A 16946-nucleotide genomic window follows, 5' to 3' on the forward strand; every position below is an offset into this window, starting at 1 on the left:
GTGCGGCCGTGCAGGTGACGTGCCGGGGTGGGCGAAGGACGATGGAGGGAGGTGTGAGGGCGACGCGGTGAGACCGGCCGGCTGCGGTGTCCCGTGGCCTCCTCGGCGTCCGCCCGGGGCCACGGCGGCCGAGCCGGCAGAACGGGCGGTGACCGGCATGCGTGATGCCACCCCGAGCGGCGGGAGCGGCGCCGTACCGCCCGACCCGGCGGACGCGGCCACGGCGGTCGTCGACGACCGGGGAGTGGTGACGGGATGGAGCGCCGGCGCCGAGCGGTTGCTCGGCTACCCCTGCCAGGAGGCCGTCGGCAGCCCCGTCAGCCGTCTGATCGCCTCGGAACCCGGGAGCGGGGACGGCCGCACGGACCTGACCGCGGCCACCACGACGGCCCTGCTCCGGCACCGGGACGGCCGGCCCGTGGCGGTGCGGGTGCGGGCGTATCCCTCGGTCGACCGCGAGGGCCGTGCCCAGCGGCTCCTCGTGGTGACGCCGCCGGAACCGGCACCGCCGGCACCGCCTGCACAGCCGGACGCGGTGACGGGCGACGAGGCGTTCGCCCAGTGCCGGCTGCCCGTGATGGTGTGCGACTCCGCGCTGCGGGTCGTCCGCGCGAGCGCCGGTGCCGTACGCGAACTCGGCCTGTCCGAGGAGCGGATGCGCGGTCGGTCCGTCACCGGCATCGTGCCGTCGCACCTCTGCCACCGGATCGAGAACGGCATGGGCCGGGTGTTCGCGTCGGGCGAGCCCGAGGAGTTCCACCTCCGGGGCCGCGCCCGGCCGGACGCCCCCGAGAGGGTGTGGTCCGTCAGCGTCTCCCCGCTCGTCACGACGGCGGGGCAGGTGCGGCACGTGGAGGTCTCCGCGATCGACGTCAGCGAGCAGTACCTTGCCAGGGAGCGGCTCGCGCTGCTGAACGACGTCAGCGACCGGGTGGGCAGCACCCTGGACGTGATGCGCACGGCGCAGGAGATGGCCGACGTGACGGTGGACCGGCTCGCCGACTTCATCACCATCGACCTGCTCGACTCCCTGTACCGCGGCGTCGAGCCGAAACCGTCCGGTACGGGCCGGGTCCCGCTGCGGCGCGCGGCCCAGCAGTCCGTGCTGCACGGGGCGCCCGAGGCGGTGATCGAGCCGGGAGAGGTGGACGAGTACCCCGCGTCCGCACCCCCCGTCCGCTGCCTGGCCACCGGCAGGGCCTCGCTGCACACCACCGGGGACGAGGCGATCCGGGCCTGGGAGCTGGCCGATCCCGAGCGGGCGTGGGTGGTCCGCAGGTTCGGGATCCACTCGATCATGGTCATCCCGCTGCGCGCCCGCGGCATCACCATCGGGGTGGCGGTCCTGGTCCGGCACCGGCGCGAGGAGCCGTTCACCCGTGACGACCTGCTGCTGGCCGAGGAGATCGCCGCGCGCGCCGCCGTGGCCGTGGACAACGCCCGCCGGTACACCCTCGAACGCGGCACCGCGCTGGCCCTGCAGCGCAGCCTGCTGCCCCACCGGTTCTCGGCCCAGGACGCGGTCGAGGCGGCCCATCGCTACCTCCCGGCCCGCACCCGGGCGGGGCCCGGCGGCGACTGGTTCGACGTGATCCCGCTCTCCGGCGCCAGGGTCGCGCTGGTGGCGGGCGACGTGGTGGGCCACGGACTGCGGGCGTCGGCCACCATGGGCCGGCTGCGGACCGCGGTGCGCACCCTGGCCGACGTCGACCTGCCCGCCGACGAACTGCTCACCCACCTCGACGACCTGGTCACCCTCCTGGCGGCCGAGGAGGAGAGCACCGCGGAGTACGAGCCCGACCTCGAACCCTGCGGCGATCTCATCGCCACCTGCCTGTACGTGGTCTACGACCCGGTCTCCCGCCGGTGCACGGCCGCCAGCGCGGGCCATCCGCCGCCCGCGGTCGTCGGGCCGGACGGCCCGGCGTCCTTCCTCGACGTGCCGCCCGGCCCGCCGCTGGGCGCGGGCGGGCTGCCCTTCGAGACCGCCGAGCGGGAACTGTCCCCGGGCAGCCTCCTCGCGCTCTGCACCGACGGCCTGCTCCAGGGGCCCGGGCACGACCTGGGCGACGGTCTGGCACGGCTGCGCCGCTCCCTCGACCGAGCCGCCTCCCGGCCGCTGGAGGAGCTGTGCGACGAGCTGCTCCGGACGCTGCTGCCCGCGCAGCCGCAGGACGACGTCGCCCTGCTCCTCGCGCGTACCCGGGCGCTCGACGCCGACCGGGTCGCCACCTGGGACCTGCCCTCCGACCCGGCCGTGGTCGCCGACGCCCGTGCCCAGGTGCTGGCCCGGCTGGAGGCCTGGCACCTGCCGGACCTGGCGTTCACGGCCGAGCTGGTGGTCAGCGAACTCGTCACGAACGCGATCCGCTACGGGCAACCGCCGGTCCAGCTGCGGCTGATCCGGGGCGCCGCGCTGATCTGCGAGGTCTCCGACGGCAGCGGCACCGCCCCGCACCTGCGCCGGGCCCGCACCTACGACGAGGGCGGCCGCGGCCTGCTGCTCGTCGCCCAGCTCGCCGGCCGCTGGGGCACCCGCCAGCAGCCCGGCGGCAAGACCATCTGGGCCGAGATCGGACTCACCGGACCGGACGCGTGACGGCGGCGGTCGCGGGGGAGGAGGGGGCGACGCGTCCGCCGCCCCCGTGAACTCCTCGCCGCCCGGCCTCAGCGGCCCCGGCCTCAGCGGCCCCGGCCTCAGCGGCCCCGGCCTCAGCGGCCCCGGCCTCAGCGGCCCCGGCCTCAGCGGCCCCGGCCTCAGCGGCCCGGGCCTCGGCCGTGCCGGGTGTCGACGGCCGTCGACCGCGTACCGTCGCGGCCGACCGTCAACCGCGCCGGCTCGTACGGCACATAGGCCGCCCCGTCCAGGCCGAGCGCGGTGGCGGACCGCTGGAGCGCGTCCGGTGTCGCGGCGTCGTCCCAGCGGCCGGTGTCCACCCGGTGTTCGAGGGCGTGCAGCGCGGCCACGGTCTCGGCGGTGGTGAACGCGCAGTGACCCTGCCGTTCGACGTACGCCTGCCGCAGCAGCGCGCCGTCGCCCGCGGCGCGCACCCGCTCGGCGAAGCGGTTCTCCTGCTCCACCGGGACCAGGTTGTCGGCGGTGGTGTGGACGTCGAGCAGCGGCACCTCCAGTCCCTGGCCCGCGGAGGACGTCCGCCGCGCGGTAAGGACCGCCGCGGGATCGGCGGTGATCGCGGCGCCCGAGGTCAGCGTCCGCAGGTCGGCGTCCAGGTCGAGACCGGCCGCCGTGTACAGGGCGCGGACCTGGGGCGCGTGTGCGGAACCGGCGAGCAGACCTGCGTAGTCGACGCCCCGGTTCCAGGAGTTGCTGCCGCCGACCGACTGCTCGACGGCGTACCGGCCGCCCTCGACGAACGCCAGGATGCCCTGCGCGAACCAGTCGTACTGCTGGGCCTCCTGGCCCGCCCAGTCCGTCGCGCCGGGCTTCGTCCTCCCGGGCGACCAGGCGGGCAGGTTGAGGAAGGCGGCGGCGAGCGCGATCCGGGCCCGGCCCTGCGGGGTGGCCTGCGCGGCGGTGACCGCGTCGGTGAGCTGTTTCGCGACGGCGGCCGCCGCGTCGGCGGAGCCGAAGCGCACCAGCTGCACGTCCTGGGCCGGCAGCAGCAGGCGGGCGATGGCGTACTCGGCGTCCAGCTGGTAGTTGTCCAGGTCCGTGGCGCCCGCGACCAGGCCGCACTGGCCGAGCGCGCCGTCGATGCGGCCGCCGCCGTCCCGGGCCAGCTGCGCGTTCACGAGCCCGCCCATGGACTGCCCCATGGCGAGCGTGCGCCGCGGCGTGCCGATCTTCGCGGTGACCGCGTCGAGGGTGGCGAACTGGTCGCGCTCGGCGCTCTCCAGGGCCCACATCGAGCCATGCGGGTCGTACGACGACCCCGCCAGCGCGTAGCCCTCGGCGAGCAGTTCGGTGCGGACGGCGTCGGTGGGGGCGTCCCGGGCGACGGTGGGGCCGAAGCCGTGGCTGAACAGCAGCAGGGTGCCGTTCCACTGCTCGGGCACGTCCGCGATCCAGGTGGCGCCGTCGGCGAGGGTGCCGGTCAGGCTGCCGGCGGCCGGCGAGTCCGCCCGGGCGGCGGGTGCGGGCAGGGCGGTGAGGGCCGTGGCGGTGAGGGTGGCCAGGGCGGCCAGGGCGATGCGCAGTCGGGTGCGGGAGGCGCGGGTGCGGGTGCTGACGGACATGGAGCGGCTCCTTGTGCGTGGGGGTGACGGACGGGGGAGCAGTGCTCGGTGCGCTGAGCGAGGGCACCGAGGAATGTAGGGCTAATTTGTTGCGGCAGTCAACGTGCTGCACAACATGAGGCTGGTCGTGCCTGCCGTGACGGGTTTTCGGGTGCGGCGGGGTGAGGGCGGGGGTGTGCGCCGCCGAGTGCCGCGGGGAGTGCGGGATGTGCAGGGCGCGTAGGACGCGTAGGACGCGCAGGGCGTGTAGGGCGTCGTACGAGCCGGTCGGTGTGAGACATCACGGAGGACGTCACGGAGGACGCCGCGGCGCGCACGTCGGACGGGGCCCGGTCGGTCGTCCCTGCCGGCCGGCCCGACCCGGGGTCAGCGCACCCGTGCCGTGGTCCCCCGGACGACCAGGGTGGGCGCGAGGACGATCTCGCGGGGCTCGGTGCGGCCCTCGTCGAGGCGTTCCACGGCGGCCGTCACCGCCTGACGGGCCTGTTCCCGGGCGTTCTGGCTGACGGTGGTGAGGTTGAAGCAGCTCAGCCGGGCCAGGGTGTCGTCGTCGTACCCGGCGACGGAGACGGTGCCGGGCACGTCCACCCCGGCCGACCGGAGCGCGGTCAGCAGGCCGATGGCGCTCTGGTCGTTGTACGCCACGACGGCGGTAGGCAGCGGGCCGTCGTCGAGGAGGCGCCGGCCCGTCTTCTCGCCGGTCTCCTCGGTGCTGCCGCCGGGCAGGACCCGGATGTGCTCGTGGAGGCCGTGCCGGCGCATGGCGTCCCGGTAGCCGCCGCGCCGGTCGGTGGCGATGACGCCCCTGCCGCCGTCGGCGTAGGCGATCGCGCGGTGCCCCAGGCCCGCCAGGTGGTCGACGATCTGGCCCACTCCGTCGTCGTCGGCGGTGCGGACGACGTCGAGGGGGGCGCGGGCGATCCGGCGGCCCACGCTGACGACGGGCGCCCTGCGGTCCAGGTCGGCGAGGTCGGCGGCCGGGGCGACCGGGCCGAGCAGGATCAGCGCCTCGCAGCGGAACGCCAGCAGCGTCTCCACCGCCGTGCTCTCGTCCCGGGTCCGGGTCAGGGCGCTCAGCACGAGGTCGTAGCCGACCTCCTCCGCGGCGACGTGCAGGTGCTCGACCAGCTCCGCGTGGAAGGGGCTGTGCACGTCGACCATGACCCCGAGCAGCCTGCTGCGCCTGCTGGCCAGGGCGCTGGCGGTGCGGTCGGGGCGGTAGCCGAGGTCGGCGGCCGCCTTCAGGACCCGCTGCCGGGTGCGCTCGCTGGGGCCGGGCACGCCCCGCAGCACCAGGGACACCGAGGCCGTCGAGAGACCGACGCGGGCGGCGACGTCCTCCAGTCGGGGACGCGCGGCCGACCCTCCGGTGCCGCCCGCCGGGACGGCGGAGCCGGGCTGGTCCACACGGCCTCCCGTGGTTGCGCGACGCCGGACGACCTCGTCGTCCGCCTGTGGTTGTGGTGGGGCCACCGATGGTAGCAGTTCTTAAAACGCTTTAAGCGAGAGGGTCGCCCGGGGGGGGAAGTGACGGTACCGGGGAGTAGCGACAGTGAAGATGGCGAAGACTGCGAAGGTGCTGCGGAGGTGCTGCGAAGGCGGTCAAGCGCCGGATATGGATGACCTGTTGCCCGGCGCACCCCGCTCCGGACCTTCCGTGACGCACGGTCCGCCACCCTCGCGAACTCCCGTCGTACCGGCCTGACCTGCGAGATCCGCCACCCGGCCGCAGGTCTCCGGACGTCGCGCACGGCAGGCTTCAACTGCCTTGTTGTCCTTACGTCTTGACGTACCCCGTCACTGCGCGTTTGCTTCCTTCACACCATCGGTTGCGCATGACGCTCCCCCCATCCGGAAGGCGCCTGATGTGAGCGTTCCTACCCTCCGCGGGACCCCACTGCCCCGCCTCGCGATCACCCTGGCCGCCTCCGCGTCGGCACTCACGCTCACCGCGTGCGGCGTCGTCGACGGCATCGGCGGCGGCGACAGCTCCGCGTCCCCGACGAAGGGCGACGACATCACGGTGGGGCTGCTCCTGCCCGACCGGGACACGGCCCGGTTCGAGGCCTTCGACCACCCCATCTTCAAGAAGGAGGTCGCCTCCCTCACGCACGGCAAGGGCAAGGTCGACTACGCCAACGCCGAGGCGAGCAAGGAGAAGCAGAGCCGGCAGTTCCAGCAGATGGTGGCCAGGAAGGTCGACATCATCGTGGTGGACGCGGTGGACGCCGCGGCCATCGCACCGGACGTCCGGAAGGCGAAGGACGCCGGCATCCCCGTCATCGCCTACGACCGGCTCGCGCAGGGCCCGATCGACGCGTACGTCTCCCACGACAACGAACTCGTCGGCGAGGTCCAGGGCCGCGCCATCCTCGAGGCGCTCGGCAGCAAGGCGGCGACCAGCAAGGTCGTCATGATGAACGGCGACCCCGCGGACCCGAACACGGGGAAGTTCAAGGAGGGTGCCCTCGCCGAACTCAAGGACAGGGTCCGCATCGCCGAGCAGTACGACACCGACAAGTGGTCGCCCGAGGTCGCCGGGGCGAACATGAAGAAGGCGATCCAGGCCGTCGGCCTGAACAACATCGCCGCCGTCTACTCGGCCAACGACGGCATGGCCGGCGCCGTCATCGACGCGCTGAAGCAGGCGGGCGCCACCACGATCCCCCCGGTGACCGGACAGGACGCGAACCTGGACGCGGTGCAGCGGGTCGTCTCGGGCGAGCAGTACATGACCGTGTACAAGCCGTTCCTGGACGAGGCCACCGACGCCGCGCAGATGGCGGTGTACAAGGTGCAGGGCCGTGACATCCAGTACGACGCGCTGACCCAGGACAAGGTCGACAGCCCGACCGGGAAGGACATCCCCGCGACGCTCGTGCCGGTGGTCGCCCTCACGAAGGACAACATCAAGGACACGGTGATCGACGACGGCGTGTACACCGTCGCCGACATCTGCACCCCGAAGTACCGGTCGGCCTGCGCCGCGATCGGCCTGAAGTAGGGGGGAACGCCGACCACAATGCCGCGCGTACCGTGCTGCACCGATTTCGGACGGGCCACGCGCTTGTCCCGGCTGCCGGGAGGGCAGTCGTCAGGCGCGCTTCGAACGGCGTCAAACCCGCCACCGCAAGGTAGGCAGGATTCTCCCCCCGTTTACGGGGGGAGAGAGCTTCAAGAGGACAGCATCGCGCCGGTCGCCGGTCCATCGGGCCGGTCAGGTCATCCTGTGGAACGGGCGCCTACCGCATCGACGACCACCTCACCCTGGAGTCGGCACTCGGCCACACCCTCGGCTCCTCGGGGCACCGGCTCGCGTCGGGGGACGATCACGTCCTGACGGCCGGAGCGTCAGGCGGGCGACCGGGCCGGGGCCTGTTCACCGGCTGGCGGCGGCGCCGCCAGGAACTCCACCACGGCCAGCACGAACAGCAGGCACAGGGCGATGCCGACCACCACCCACCCGGTGGGGTACGGCCACAGCAGGTAGACCAGCACCGCCACGGCCACCAGGACCCAGGTGATCCAGGTGCGGTACCGGCGCACGAAGGGGCCGACCGGGCCGGTGCGCAGTCCGGCGCGGTCGGCGGTGCCGCGTACCGCTCCGATCCCGGACGTCCACAGACCGCGGACCAGCCCGGCGTACCGGCCGGGGCCGGTGAGCCAGGCGGCCAGGGCGACGACGACGCCGAGGGCCACGACCATGCGCACGCCGGTCCGCAGGAAGTGGGTCAGCGCGTCGTAGACGGCGGCCGCCGCGCCCGGGGAGACGCTCGCGGGCAGCCGGTCGAGGTAGAACACGCGGAACACGCGCAGCCCGATGCCGAGCAGCCCGGTGGTGACGGCGATCCCGACGCAGCCCGCGACCAGGGCCCGGCGCCGCCGGACCGCGAGCAGCACCCCGGCGGCGACCAGCAGCACGGCCAGCACGGGCAGCCAGTTCCCGGCGAGCTGGAGCAGCCGTACGTAGGTCTTGACCTTGCCGACCTGGTCGGACCTGGCGAGCGTGAAGTCGGTGTGCACGGCGGGGATGTGCTCGGCGGGGGTCAGTCCGGCGTCGACGAGCCGCTGCTTGACCTGGTCCACGAGGGGGCCGATGTCGAGGGTGACGCTGTCGTTCGTCAGCTGCACCGCGCCGCCGCCGCTGCCGGTGAGGGCCTTGTCGAGGCTGCTGTGGATCCGGCGGTTGGCGTCGGTCCAGACGGTCCGGAACGCGTCGGACGCGGCGACCTCGCGGGCCTTGTCGTGGACGAAGCTGCGCACGGCCCCTTCGAGCGCGTCGCCGAGTCTGCCGCCCAGCGCCTGCTGCAGCCGGGGCCGGTCCGCGGGGGCCACGTCGGCGAGCAGGGCGGGCAGGTCGAGGTGGCTCATGAGCGCGTCGGTGGCCCGGTTGGCCACGGCGTTCTGCACGTCGGGGTCCGAGGCGAGCGGGGCGACCGTGCTGACGTAGCGGTCGGTGTCGCCCACCTGGTCCGCCGCCCACGAGGCGACCACGGCGAGCGGGGCGAGCAGGCAGCCGAGGACGACCAGGACGACGGCGAGGAGGGACCTGGCGTGGTGCCGGGGCGGCCGGGACCGCTCCTTCTCCAGGGCCGCGACCCGGGCCCGCAGCTCCCGGACGTCGTCGGACCCGCCGGCCTCGCCGTCCGCGTGCGCGCTGTCCTCCGTCACCCGTACCTCCAGGTCGCTCCGGTCCCTCTCCAGCCGAACCGTCGGAGAGCACACACGCGAGCAGGAGGGGGCCGTCCGGGTCACGGCGCGGCCGGCCGTGCCGTCGGTACCCGGGGAAACCGGAACGCCCCCCGACCCACAGAGGGTCGGGGGGCGTTCCGCGTCCGAACGGACTACTTCACCGGCTCCGGCTCCGGAGCGGGCTCCTGCTCCGTCTCGCCCGCCGGGTCCACCGGGGTCCGGACCGAGTCGAGGAGCAGTTGGGCCACGTCCACCACCTGGATGGACTCCTTGGCCTTGCCGCCCGCGGCGGAGCCGCTGTCGGCTGCAGCCTTCTTGCCGTTGACCGAGTCGGTCAGCATCACCAGGCAGAACGGGCAGGCCGTGGAGATGATGTCGGGATTGAGGGACAGCGCCTCGTCGACGCGCTCGTTGTTGATGCGCTTGCCGATCCGCTCCTCCATCCACATCCGCGCGCCACCGGCGCCACAGCAGAAGCCGCGCTCCTTGTGGCGGTGCATCTCCTCGTTGCGCAGGCCCGGGACGCTGGCGATGATCTCGCGCGGCGGCGTGTAGATCTTGTTGTGGCGGCCCAGGTAGCAGGGGTCGTGGTAGGTGATGATGCCCTCGACCGGGGTGACCGGGACCAGCTTGCCCTCGTCCACCAGGTGCTGGAGCAGCTGGGTGTGGTGGATGACCTCGTAGTCGCCGCCGAGCTGCGGGTACTCGTTGCCGATGGTGTTGAGGCAGTGCGGGCAGGTGGCGACGATCTTCTTCGCCGACTTCGGCTTGCGGGACTCCTCGGTCACCTTGCCGTCGTCGTCCAGCTCCTCGCCGAACGCCGTGTTCAGCGCCATGACGTTCTCCATGCCGAGCTCCTGGAACAGGGGCTCGTTGCCGAGGCGGCGGGCGGAGTCGCCGGTGCACTTCTCGTCGCCGCCCATGATCGCGAACTTGACGCCCGCGATGTGGAGGAGCTCGGCGAAGGCCTTCGTCGTCTTCTTGGCGCGGTCCTCGAGGGAGCCGGCGCAGCCGACCCAGTACAGGTACTCGACCTTGGTGAGGTCCTCGATGTCCTTGCCGACGACCGGGATCTCGAAGTCGACCTCCTTGAGCCACTCCAGGCGCTGCTTCTTCGCCAGGCCCCAGGGGTTGCCCTTCTTCTCCAGGTTCTTGAGCATCGTGCCCGCCTCGGACGGGAACGCGGACTCGATCATCACCTGGTAGCGGCGCATGTCGACGATGTGGTCGACGTGCTCGATGTCCACCGGGCACTGCTCGACGCAGGCGCCGCAGGTGGTGCAGGACCACAGGACGTCCGGGTCGATGACGCCGCCCGCGGCGAAGCCGCTGTCGGATACAGCCTCGGCGGTGCCGATGAGGGGGCGCTCGGCCTCCGCGAGGGCGGCGGCGGGGACGGCCTTGAGGGCCTCCTCGCTCGCCTTCTCCTCGCCCTCCGCGTTCTTGCCGCCGCCCGCCAGCAGGTAGGGCGCCTTGGCGTGGGCGTGGTCGCGCAGGGACATGATCAGCAGCTTGGGGGAGAGCGGCTTGCCGGTGTTCCAGGCCGGGCACTGCGACTGGCAGCGGCCGCACTCGGTGCAGGTGGAGAAGTCGAGCAGGCCCTTCCAGGAGAAGTGCTCGATCTGGGAGACGCCGAAGACGTCGTCCTCGCCGGGGTCGGTGAAGTCGATCGGCTTGCCGCCGGAGGTCATCGGCAGCAGCGCGCCCAGGGACGTACCGCCGTCCGCGTTCCGCTTGAACCAGATGTTCGGGAAGGCGAGGAAGCGGTGCCAGGCGACGCCCATGTCGGTCTTGAGGGAGACCGTGATCATCCAGATGAAGGAGGTCGCGATCTTGATCATCGCGGTGAGGTAGACCAGGTTCTGCAGCGTGTCGACGCTCGTGCCCCGGAAGGCGGCGACCAGGGGGTACGAGGCGAAGTACGCGGCCTCGTAGCCGTGCACGCCGGCGAGGGCGCCCTCCAGGCCGCGCAGGGTCATGATGGCGAGGCCGATGATGAGGATCACGGCCTCGACGAAGTAGGCCTGGCCGAAGTTCGAGCCGGCGAACCGGGACTTGCGGCCCGGCCGGCGCGGGTGGCTCAGCTGCCGGATGACGATGAGCGTGAGGATGCCCAGCGAGGTCATCGTGCCGATGAACTCGACGAACATCTCGTACGGCAGCCAGTGGCCGATGACCGGCAGCGTCCAGTCGGCCTGGAACAGCTGGCCGAAGGCGTTGATCAGGGTCAGCACCAGGGAGAAGAAGCCGACGGCGACGAACCAGTGGGCGACGCCCACCACGCCCCACCGGTTCATCCGGGTGTGGCCGAGGAACTCCCTGATCACCGTGGCGGTGCGGGCGGTCCAGTCGTCGGTGCGGGTGCCCGCCGGGACGTCCTGGCCGAGCCGTACGAACCGGTAGATCTGCGCGATGGCGCGGCTGAACAGCGCGACGCCGACCACGGCGAGTACCAGCGACACGATGATCGCGGCGAGTTGCATGGGGGCTCCTCGGGCCTGCGAGGGGTCTCTTCGGGCCTCTTCGCGAGGTTTCTCCCGTCGCGAGGGTGCCCGAAATTACTAAGCGGTAACTTATGCAGTCGGTCTGAGACTACCCGCATCTTTACTCGCACTGTAGTCAGGTGCGGGGTGATCTGGATCGCTGAGGTCTGCCTCAGGGCCGCCCGGGCGTTACGCCCCAACCCGATCGTGTTATTCGTACATAATTGTTACATTCAGGTCTAATTTGGACCCGTGCTCTACGGGATCGCCGCCGCCACCACCGCCTTCCTGCTCGCCGCCGTCCTCGCCGCGCTCATCCAGCCGTGCGCCCTGCGGCTCGGGCTGGTCGACCGCAGGCGGGCCCGGCGGGTGCCCGCGCTCGGCGGTCTCGCCGTGGTCGTCGCCACCTGCCTGGTCGCCTGCGCCGGCGACTGGACCGGGGTCGCCCCGCTGGGTACCGGTGTCGGGGAGCTGGTGGCCGCCGGGGGAGCCGTGGCACTGCTCGGGCTGGTCGCCGACGTGTGCCGGCTCAAGACGCGGTTCCTGCTGTTCGGCACGGCGGTGGCGGCCGCCTGCGTCGTGCCGTACGACGAGTTCGGCGCCGTCGGCGGGCTGCTCGGCGCCGGGTGGATCGCCTTCGTCGCCGTCGCCTTCAAGGGGCTCGACCATGCGGACGGGCTGGCCGGGACCGTCGGGGTGGTGACCGCCTTCGGGGTCGGGGCCTGTGCCGCCGCCGAGGTGATGGACGGGCTCGCCGTGCTGCTCAGCGTGCTCGCGGCCGCGCTCACCGGGTTCCTGATGCACAACTGGCCTCCCGCGCGCATCGCCCTCGGCGCCACCGGCTCGCTGTTCGCCGGGTTCGTGCTGGCCGCGGCCGCGCTGATCACCCGGACCGGGCACGAGCCCGTCGCGAGCGCGGGCGTGCTGTTCGCACTCACCGCCGTCGCGAGCGCCGACGCCCTGCTCGTCCTGCTGTCGCGGCTGCTCGCCGGGCGGCCGGTGCTGCGGCGCGGGCCCGACCATCTCGTGCACCGGCTGCGGCGCCTCGGGCTCACCTCGCAGGGGGCGACCGTCGCCCTCGGCGCCGGATCCTTCGCCGGGGTGTTCGTCGCGGTGCTCGTGCACGGCGGCTGGGTCGGCCGGACCGGTGCCACCTGCGTCGCCTGCGTCACCTTCGGTGTCGTGCTCGTACTCCTTCGGGTCCCCGTCTACGAACCCCGGCGCGGAGAATCTCCGCAGGTCGGCGGGCAGTTGCGTGTAAGGAGCGGATAAGACTTGAGTCTGCTCCACTCAGGTCTGTTGACCCAGGGCGAGGCTTGATGCACACTTGAGTCCGTTCCACTCAAGTCAGCTGGAGGAAATCACCATGGCACGTGCGGTCGGCATCGACCTGGGCACGACTAACTCCGTCGTCAGCGTTCTTGAAGGCGGCGAGCCCACCGTCATCACCAACGCCGAGGGTGCCCGGACCACGCCGTCCGTCGTCGCCTTCGCGAAGAACGGCGAGGTTCTCGTCGGCGAGGTCGCCAAGCGCCAGGCGGTCACCAACGTGGACCGGACGATCCGGTCCGTGAAGCGTCACATGGGCACCGACTGGAAGATCCAGCTGGACGGGAAGGACTTCAACCCCCAGCAGATCTCCGCGTTCATCCTGCAGAAGCTCAAGCGGGATGCCGAGGCCTACCTGGGCGAGAAGGTGACCGACGCGGTCATCACCGTCCCGGCCTACTTCAACGACTCCGAGCGCCAGGCGACGAAGGAGGCCGGCGAGATCGCCGGTCTGAACGTCCTGCGCATCGTCAACGAGCCCACCGCCGCCGCGCTCGCGTACGGCCTCGACAAGGACGACCAGACGATCCTCGTCTTCGACCTCGGTGGCGGCACCTTCGACGTGTCCCTCCTGGAGATCGGCGACGGCGTCGTCGAGGTGAAGGCCACCAACGGCGACAACCACCTCGGTGGTGACGACTGGGACCAGCGCGTCGTCGACTACCTGGTCAAGCAGTTCGCGGCCGGCCACGGCGTGGACCTCGGCAAGGACAAGATGGCCCTCCAGCGCCTCCGCGAGGCCGCCGAGAAGGCCAAGATCGAGCTGTCCAGCTCCACCGAGACCTCGATCAACCTGCCCTACATCACCGCCTCCGCCGAGGGTCCCCTGCACCTCGACGAGAAGCTCACCCGCGCCCAGTTCCAGCAGCTGACCGCGGACCTCCTGGAGCGCTGCAAGACGCCGTTCCACAACGTCATCAAGGACGCCGGCATCCAGCTCGGCGAGATCGACCACGTCGTCCTCGTCGGCGGCTCCACCCGTATGCCCGCAGTCGCCGAGCTCGTCAAGGAGCTGACCGGCGGCAAGGACGCCAACAAGGGCGTCAACCCGGACGAGGTCGTCGCCATCGGCGCCGCCCTGCAGGCCGGTGTGCTCAAGGGTGAGGTCAAGGACGTCCTGCTCCTCGACGTGACCCCGCTGTCCCTCGGCATCGAGACCAAGGGCGGCATCATGACCAAGCTCATCGAGCGGAACACGACGATCCCGACCAAGCGGTCCGAGATCTTCACCACCGCCGAGGACAACCAGCCCTCCGTCCAGATCCAGGTCTACCAGGGCGAGCGCGAGATCGCGGCGTACAACAAGAAGCTCGGCATGTTCGAGCTGACCGGTCTGCCGCCGGCCCCGCGCGGTGTCCCGCAGATCGAGGTCGCCTTCGACATCGACGCCAACGGCATCATGCACGTGACCGCGAAGGACCTGGGCACGGGCAAGGAGCAGAAGATGACCGTCACCGGCGGCTCCTCGCTGCCGAAGGACGAGGTCGACCGGATGCGCCAGGAGGCCGAGCAGTACGCGGAGGAGGACCACCGCCGCCGCGAGGCCGCCGAGACCCGCAACCAGGGCGAGCAGCTCGTCTACCAGACCGAGAAGTTCCTCAAGGACAACGAGGACAAGGTCCCGGGCGAGATCAAGACCGAGGTCGAGGCCGCCGTCGAGGAGCTCAAGGAGCACCTCAAGGGCGAGGACACCGCCGAGATCCGCACCGCCACCGAGAAGGTCGCGGCCGTCTCCCAGAAGCTGGGCCAGGCCATGTACGCCGACGCCCAGGCCTCGCAGGCCGCCGCCGGCGGTGCCGCTCCCGGTGCCGGTGACGCCGCCGACGACGTGGTGGACGCCGAGATCGTCGACGACGAGCGCAAGGACGGTGCCGCGTGACGGAGGAGACCCCGGGCTTCGAGGAGAAGCCCGACGTCCCCTCCGGCGCCACCCCCGACGACGCCGCGCCGAAGGCCGCTCCCGCCCAGGGAGCGGCCCCGGCCGGGGACTCCAGCGCACAGCTCGCCGGTCTGACGGCGCAGCTGGACCAGGTGCGCACCGCGCTCGGCGAGCGCACCGCGGACCTCCAGCGCCTCCAGGCCGAGTACCAGAACTACCGCCGCCGGGTGGAGCGCGACCGGATCACGGTCCGGGAGATCGCCATCGCGAACCTCCTGACCGAACTCCTGCCCGTGCTCGACGACATCGGCCGCGCGCGGGAACACGGCGAACTGGTCGGCGGTTTCAAGTCGGTGGCCGAGTCGCTTGAGACGGTCGCGGCGAAGATGGGCCTGCAGCAGTTCGGCAAGGAGGGCGAGCCCTTCGACCCGACGATCCACGAGGCGCTGATGCACAGCTACGCGCCGGACGTCACCGAGACGACGTGCGTGGCCATCCTGCAGCCCGGGTATCGCATCGGCGAGCGCACCATCCGCCCCGCGCGGGTGGCGGTCGCCGAACCGCAGCCGGGGGCGACCCCGGTGAAGGCCGAGGGGGCCGACGAGGCCCCGGCGGCCGGCGACGAGAAGGACAACGGCCCTGAGGAGGGCTGACGTAATAAGTACCGAGTGGGAGGAGGGGCGTCGGGGATGAGCACCAAGGACTTCATCGAGAAGGACTACTACAAGGTCCTCGGCGTCCCCAAGGACGCCACCGAGGCCGAGATCAAGAAGGCGTACCGGAAACTCGCCCGCGAGTTCCACCCGGACGCCAACAAGGGCAACGCCAAGGCCGAGGAGCGCTTCAAGGAGATCTCCGAGGCGAACGACGTCCTCGGCGACCCCAAGAAGCGCAAGGAGTACGACGAGGCCCGCGCGCTCTTCGGCAACGGCGGCTTCCGCCCGGGGCCGGGCGCGGGCGGCGGCAACTTCAACTTCGACCTGGGCGACCTCTTCGGGGGCAACGCCGGGCAGCAGGGCGGGGGCGGGTTCGGCGGCGGGTTCGGCGACGTCCTGGGGGGCCTGTTCAACCGGGGCGGCGGCACGGCCGGCCGTACCCAGCCGCGGCGCGGCCAGGACATCGAGTCCGAGGTCACGCTGAGTTTCACGGAGGCCATCGAGGGCGCCACGGTCCCGCTGCGGATGTCCTCGCAGTCTCCCTGCAAGGCCTGTTCGGGCACCGGCGACAAGAACGGCACCCCGCGGGTGTGCCCGACCTGTGTCGGCACCGGCCAGGTGGCGCGAGGATCCGGAGGCGGCTTCTCGCTCACCGACCCCTGCCCGGACTGCAAGGGCCGCGGCCTGATCGCCGAGCACCCCTGCATGGAGTGCAAGGGCAGCGGCCGCGCCAAGTCGTCGCGGACCATGCAGGTCCGCATCCCCGCCGGGGTCACCGACGGCCAGCGCATCCGTCTGCGCGGCAAGGGCGCACCGGGCGAGCGCGGCGGTCCGGCGGGCGACCTGTACGTGATGGTCCACGTCGACACCCACCCGGTGTTCGGCCGCAAGGACGACAACCTCACGGTGACCGTCCCGGTGACCTTCACCGAGGCGGCGCTCGGCGGCGAGGTCAGGGTGCCCACCCTGGGCGGCCCGCCGGTCACCCTCAAGCTGCCCCCGGGCACGCCCAACGGCCGTACCATGCGCGCCCGCGGCAAGGGCGCGGTCCGCAAGGACGGCACCCGTGGCGACCTGCTGGTCACCGTCGAGGTGAGTGTGCCGAAGGACCTGTCGGGGAAGGCTCGTGACGCGCTGGAGGCGTATCGCGAGGCGACCGCGGGCGAGGACCCGCGGGCCGAGCTGTTCGAGGCCGCGAAGGGAGCATGAAGAGATGGACGGCCGTCGACGCGGTGACAATTTCCGCAACCCGTATGAACTGACCGAGGAGACCCCGGTCTACGTCATCTCGGTGGCGGCCCAGCTCTCCGGACTGCACCCGCAGACGCTGCGCCAGTACGACCGTCTGGGCCTGGTCTCCCCGGACCGCACGGCCGGGCGGGGCCGCCGCTACTCGGCCCGCGACATCGAACTGCTCCGCCAGGTGCAGGCGCTGTCGCAGGACGAGGGCATCAACCTGGCCGGCATCAAGCGCATCATCGAACTGGAGAACCAGGTCATCGCGCTCCAGCAGCGTGTCGCCGAACTCCAGGCGGCGGTCGACGGCGCGGCGGCCGCGATGCAGCAGCGCGAGGCCGCCGTCCACGCCTCCTACCGCCGCGACCTGGTCCCGTACCAGGAGGTGCAGCAGACCAGCGCGCTGGTGGTGTGGCGGCCGAAGAAGGCGAAGGACTAGCAGCGATCGACGCACGAGGGCCCGGAGGTTCAGCC

The 16946-nt window shown here is 72.2% G+C and carries 11 protein-coding genes; 7 read left to right on the forward strand and 4 right to left on the reverse strand.

Annotated elements, in window-relative coordinates:
- The first annotated feature begins 157 nt into the window (after positions 1-157).
- Positions 158-2599: a SpoIIE family protein phosphatase gene (locus ACFWPQ_RS09505; protein WP_384031635.1), complete on the forward strand. Its 2442-nt coding sequence runs from the start codon at positions 158-160 to the stop codon at positions 2597-2599.
- A 158-nt stretch (positions 2600-2757) separates the two neighbouring features.
- Here ACFWPQ_RS09505 and ACFWPQ_RS09510 read toward each other — a convergent pair whose 3' ends face one another.
- Entirely contained in the window at positions 2758-4197 is a 1440-nt protein-coding gene (locus ACFWPQ_RS09510) for an alpha/beta hydrolase (RefSeq protein ID WP_384031637.1), read from the reverse strand.
- A 366-nt stretch (positions 4198-4563) separates the two neighbouring features.
- A complete protein-coding gene (locus tag ACFWPQ_RS09515) occupies positions 4564-5604 on the reverse strand; it encodes a LacI family DNA-binding transcriptional regulator (protein WP_384031639.1) in 1041 nt (346 codons plus the stop codon).
- A 460-nt stretch (positions 5605-6064) separates the two neighbouring features.
- Here ACFWPQ_RS09515 and ACFWPQ_RS09520 point away from each other — a divergent pair, with 460 nt between their 5' ends.
- On the forward strand, positions 6065-7201 hold the full coding sequence (locus ACFWPQ_RS09520; protein WP_384031641.1) for a sugar ABC transporter substrate-binding protein: 1137 nt from the start codon (positions 6065-6067) through the stop codon (positions 7199-7201).
- Between the two features lie 347 nt (positions 7202-7548).
- Here ACFWPQ_RS09520 and ACFWPQ_RS09525 read toward each other — a convergent pair whose 3' ends face one another.
- Positions 7549-8868 (reverse strand): hypothetical protein, encoded by a 1320-nt coding sequence (locus tag ACFWPQ_RS09525; protein WP_384031643.1) that lies wholly within the window; start codon positions 8866-8868, stop codon positions 7549-7551.
- A 173-nt stretch (positions 8869-9041) separates the two neighbouring features.
- The gene (locus ACFWPQ_RS09530; RefSeq protein WP_384031645.1) at positions 9042-11372 is read right to left on the reverse strand and encodes a (Fe-S)-binding protein; all 2331 of its coding nucleotides are present in this window, start codon (positions 11370-11372) and stop codon (positions 9042-9044) included.
- A gap of 252 nt (positions 11373-11624) precedes the next feature.
- On the opposite strand from ACFWPQ_RS09530, the gene ACFWPQ_RS09535 reads away from it, so the two are divergent.
- The 5 genes from ACFWPQ_RS09535 to ACFWPQ_RS09555 all read left to right on the forward strand — a co-directional run bounded on the left by ACFWPQ_RS09535 (position 11625) and on the right by ACFWPQ_RS09555 (position 16911).
- Positions 11625-12644: an MraY family glycosyltransferase gene (locus ACFWPQ_RS09535; protein WP_384031647.1), complete on the forward strand. Its 1020-nt coding sequence runs from the start codon at positions 11625-11627 to the stop codon at positions 12642-12644.
- Positions 12645-12738: 94 nt separating this feature from the next.
- Complete coding sequence (dnaK, locus tag ACFWPQ_RS09540; protein WP_384031649.1) at positions 12739-14580, forward strand: molecular chaperone DnaK; 1842 nt, start codon at positions 12739-12741, stop codon at positions 14578-14580.
- Positions 14577-15233, forward strand: coding sequence for a nucleotide exchange factor GrpE (gene grpE, locus ACFWPQ_RS09545; protein WP_384031651.1), 657 nt, complete (start codon positions 14577-14579; stop codon positions 15231-15233). The genes dnaK and grpE overlap by 4 nt, the downstream gene beginning before the upstream one ends.
- A gap of 36 nt (positions 15234-15269) precedes the next feature.
- Positions 15270-16445: a molecular chaperone DnaJ gene (gene dnaJ / locus ACFWPQ_RS09550; RefSeq protein WP_384031653.1), complete on the forward strand. Its 1176-nt coding sequence runs from the start codon at positions 15270-15272 to the stop codon at positions 16443-16445.
- Between the two features lie 4 nt (positions 16446-16449).
- Positions 16450-16911: a heat shock protein transcriptional repressor HspR gene (locus ACFWPQ_RS09555; RefSeq protein ID WP_361286595.1), complete on the forward strand. Its 462-nt coding sequence runs from the start codon at positions 16450-16452 to the stop codon at positions 16909-16911.
- The last annotated feature ends 35 nt before the right edge of the window (positions 16912-16946 follow it).

It is taken from the genome of Streptomyces sp. NPDC058464, assembly GCF_042721035.1.
In the GTDB taxonomy this organism is placed as follows: domain Bacteria; phylum Actinomycetota; class Actinomycetes; order Streptomycetales; family Streptomycetaceae; genus Streptomyces.

Coding starts and splice junctions, on each gene's coding strand:
- ACFWPQ_RS09505 (WP_384031635.1), top strand. CDS start 158: ATGCGTGATGCCACCCCGAGCGGCGGGAGCGGCGCCGTACCGCCCGAC.
- ACFWPQ_RS09510 (WP_384031637.1), bottom strand. CDS start 4,197: ATGTCCGTCAGCACCCGCACCCGCGCCTCCCGCACCCGACTGCGCATC.
- ACFWPQ_RS09530 (WP_384031645.1), bottom strand. CDS start 11,372: ATGCAACTCGCCGCGATCATCGTGTCGCTGGTACTCGCCGTGGTCGGC.
- dnaK (WP_384031649.1), top strand. CDS start 12,739: ATGGCACGTGCGGTCGGCATCGACCTGGGCACGACTAACTCCGTCGTC.
- dnaJ (WP_384031653.1), top strand. CDS start 15,270: ATGAGCACCAAGGACTTCATCGAGAAGGACTACTACAAGGTCCTCGGC.
- ACFWPQ_RS09555 (WP_361286595.1), top strand. CDS start 16,450: ATGGACGGCCGTCGACGCGGTGACAATTTCCGCAACCCGTATGAACTG.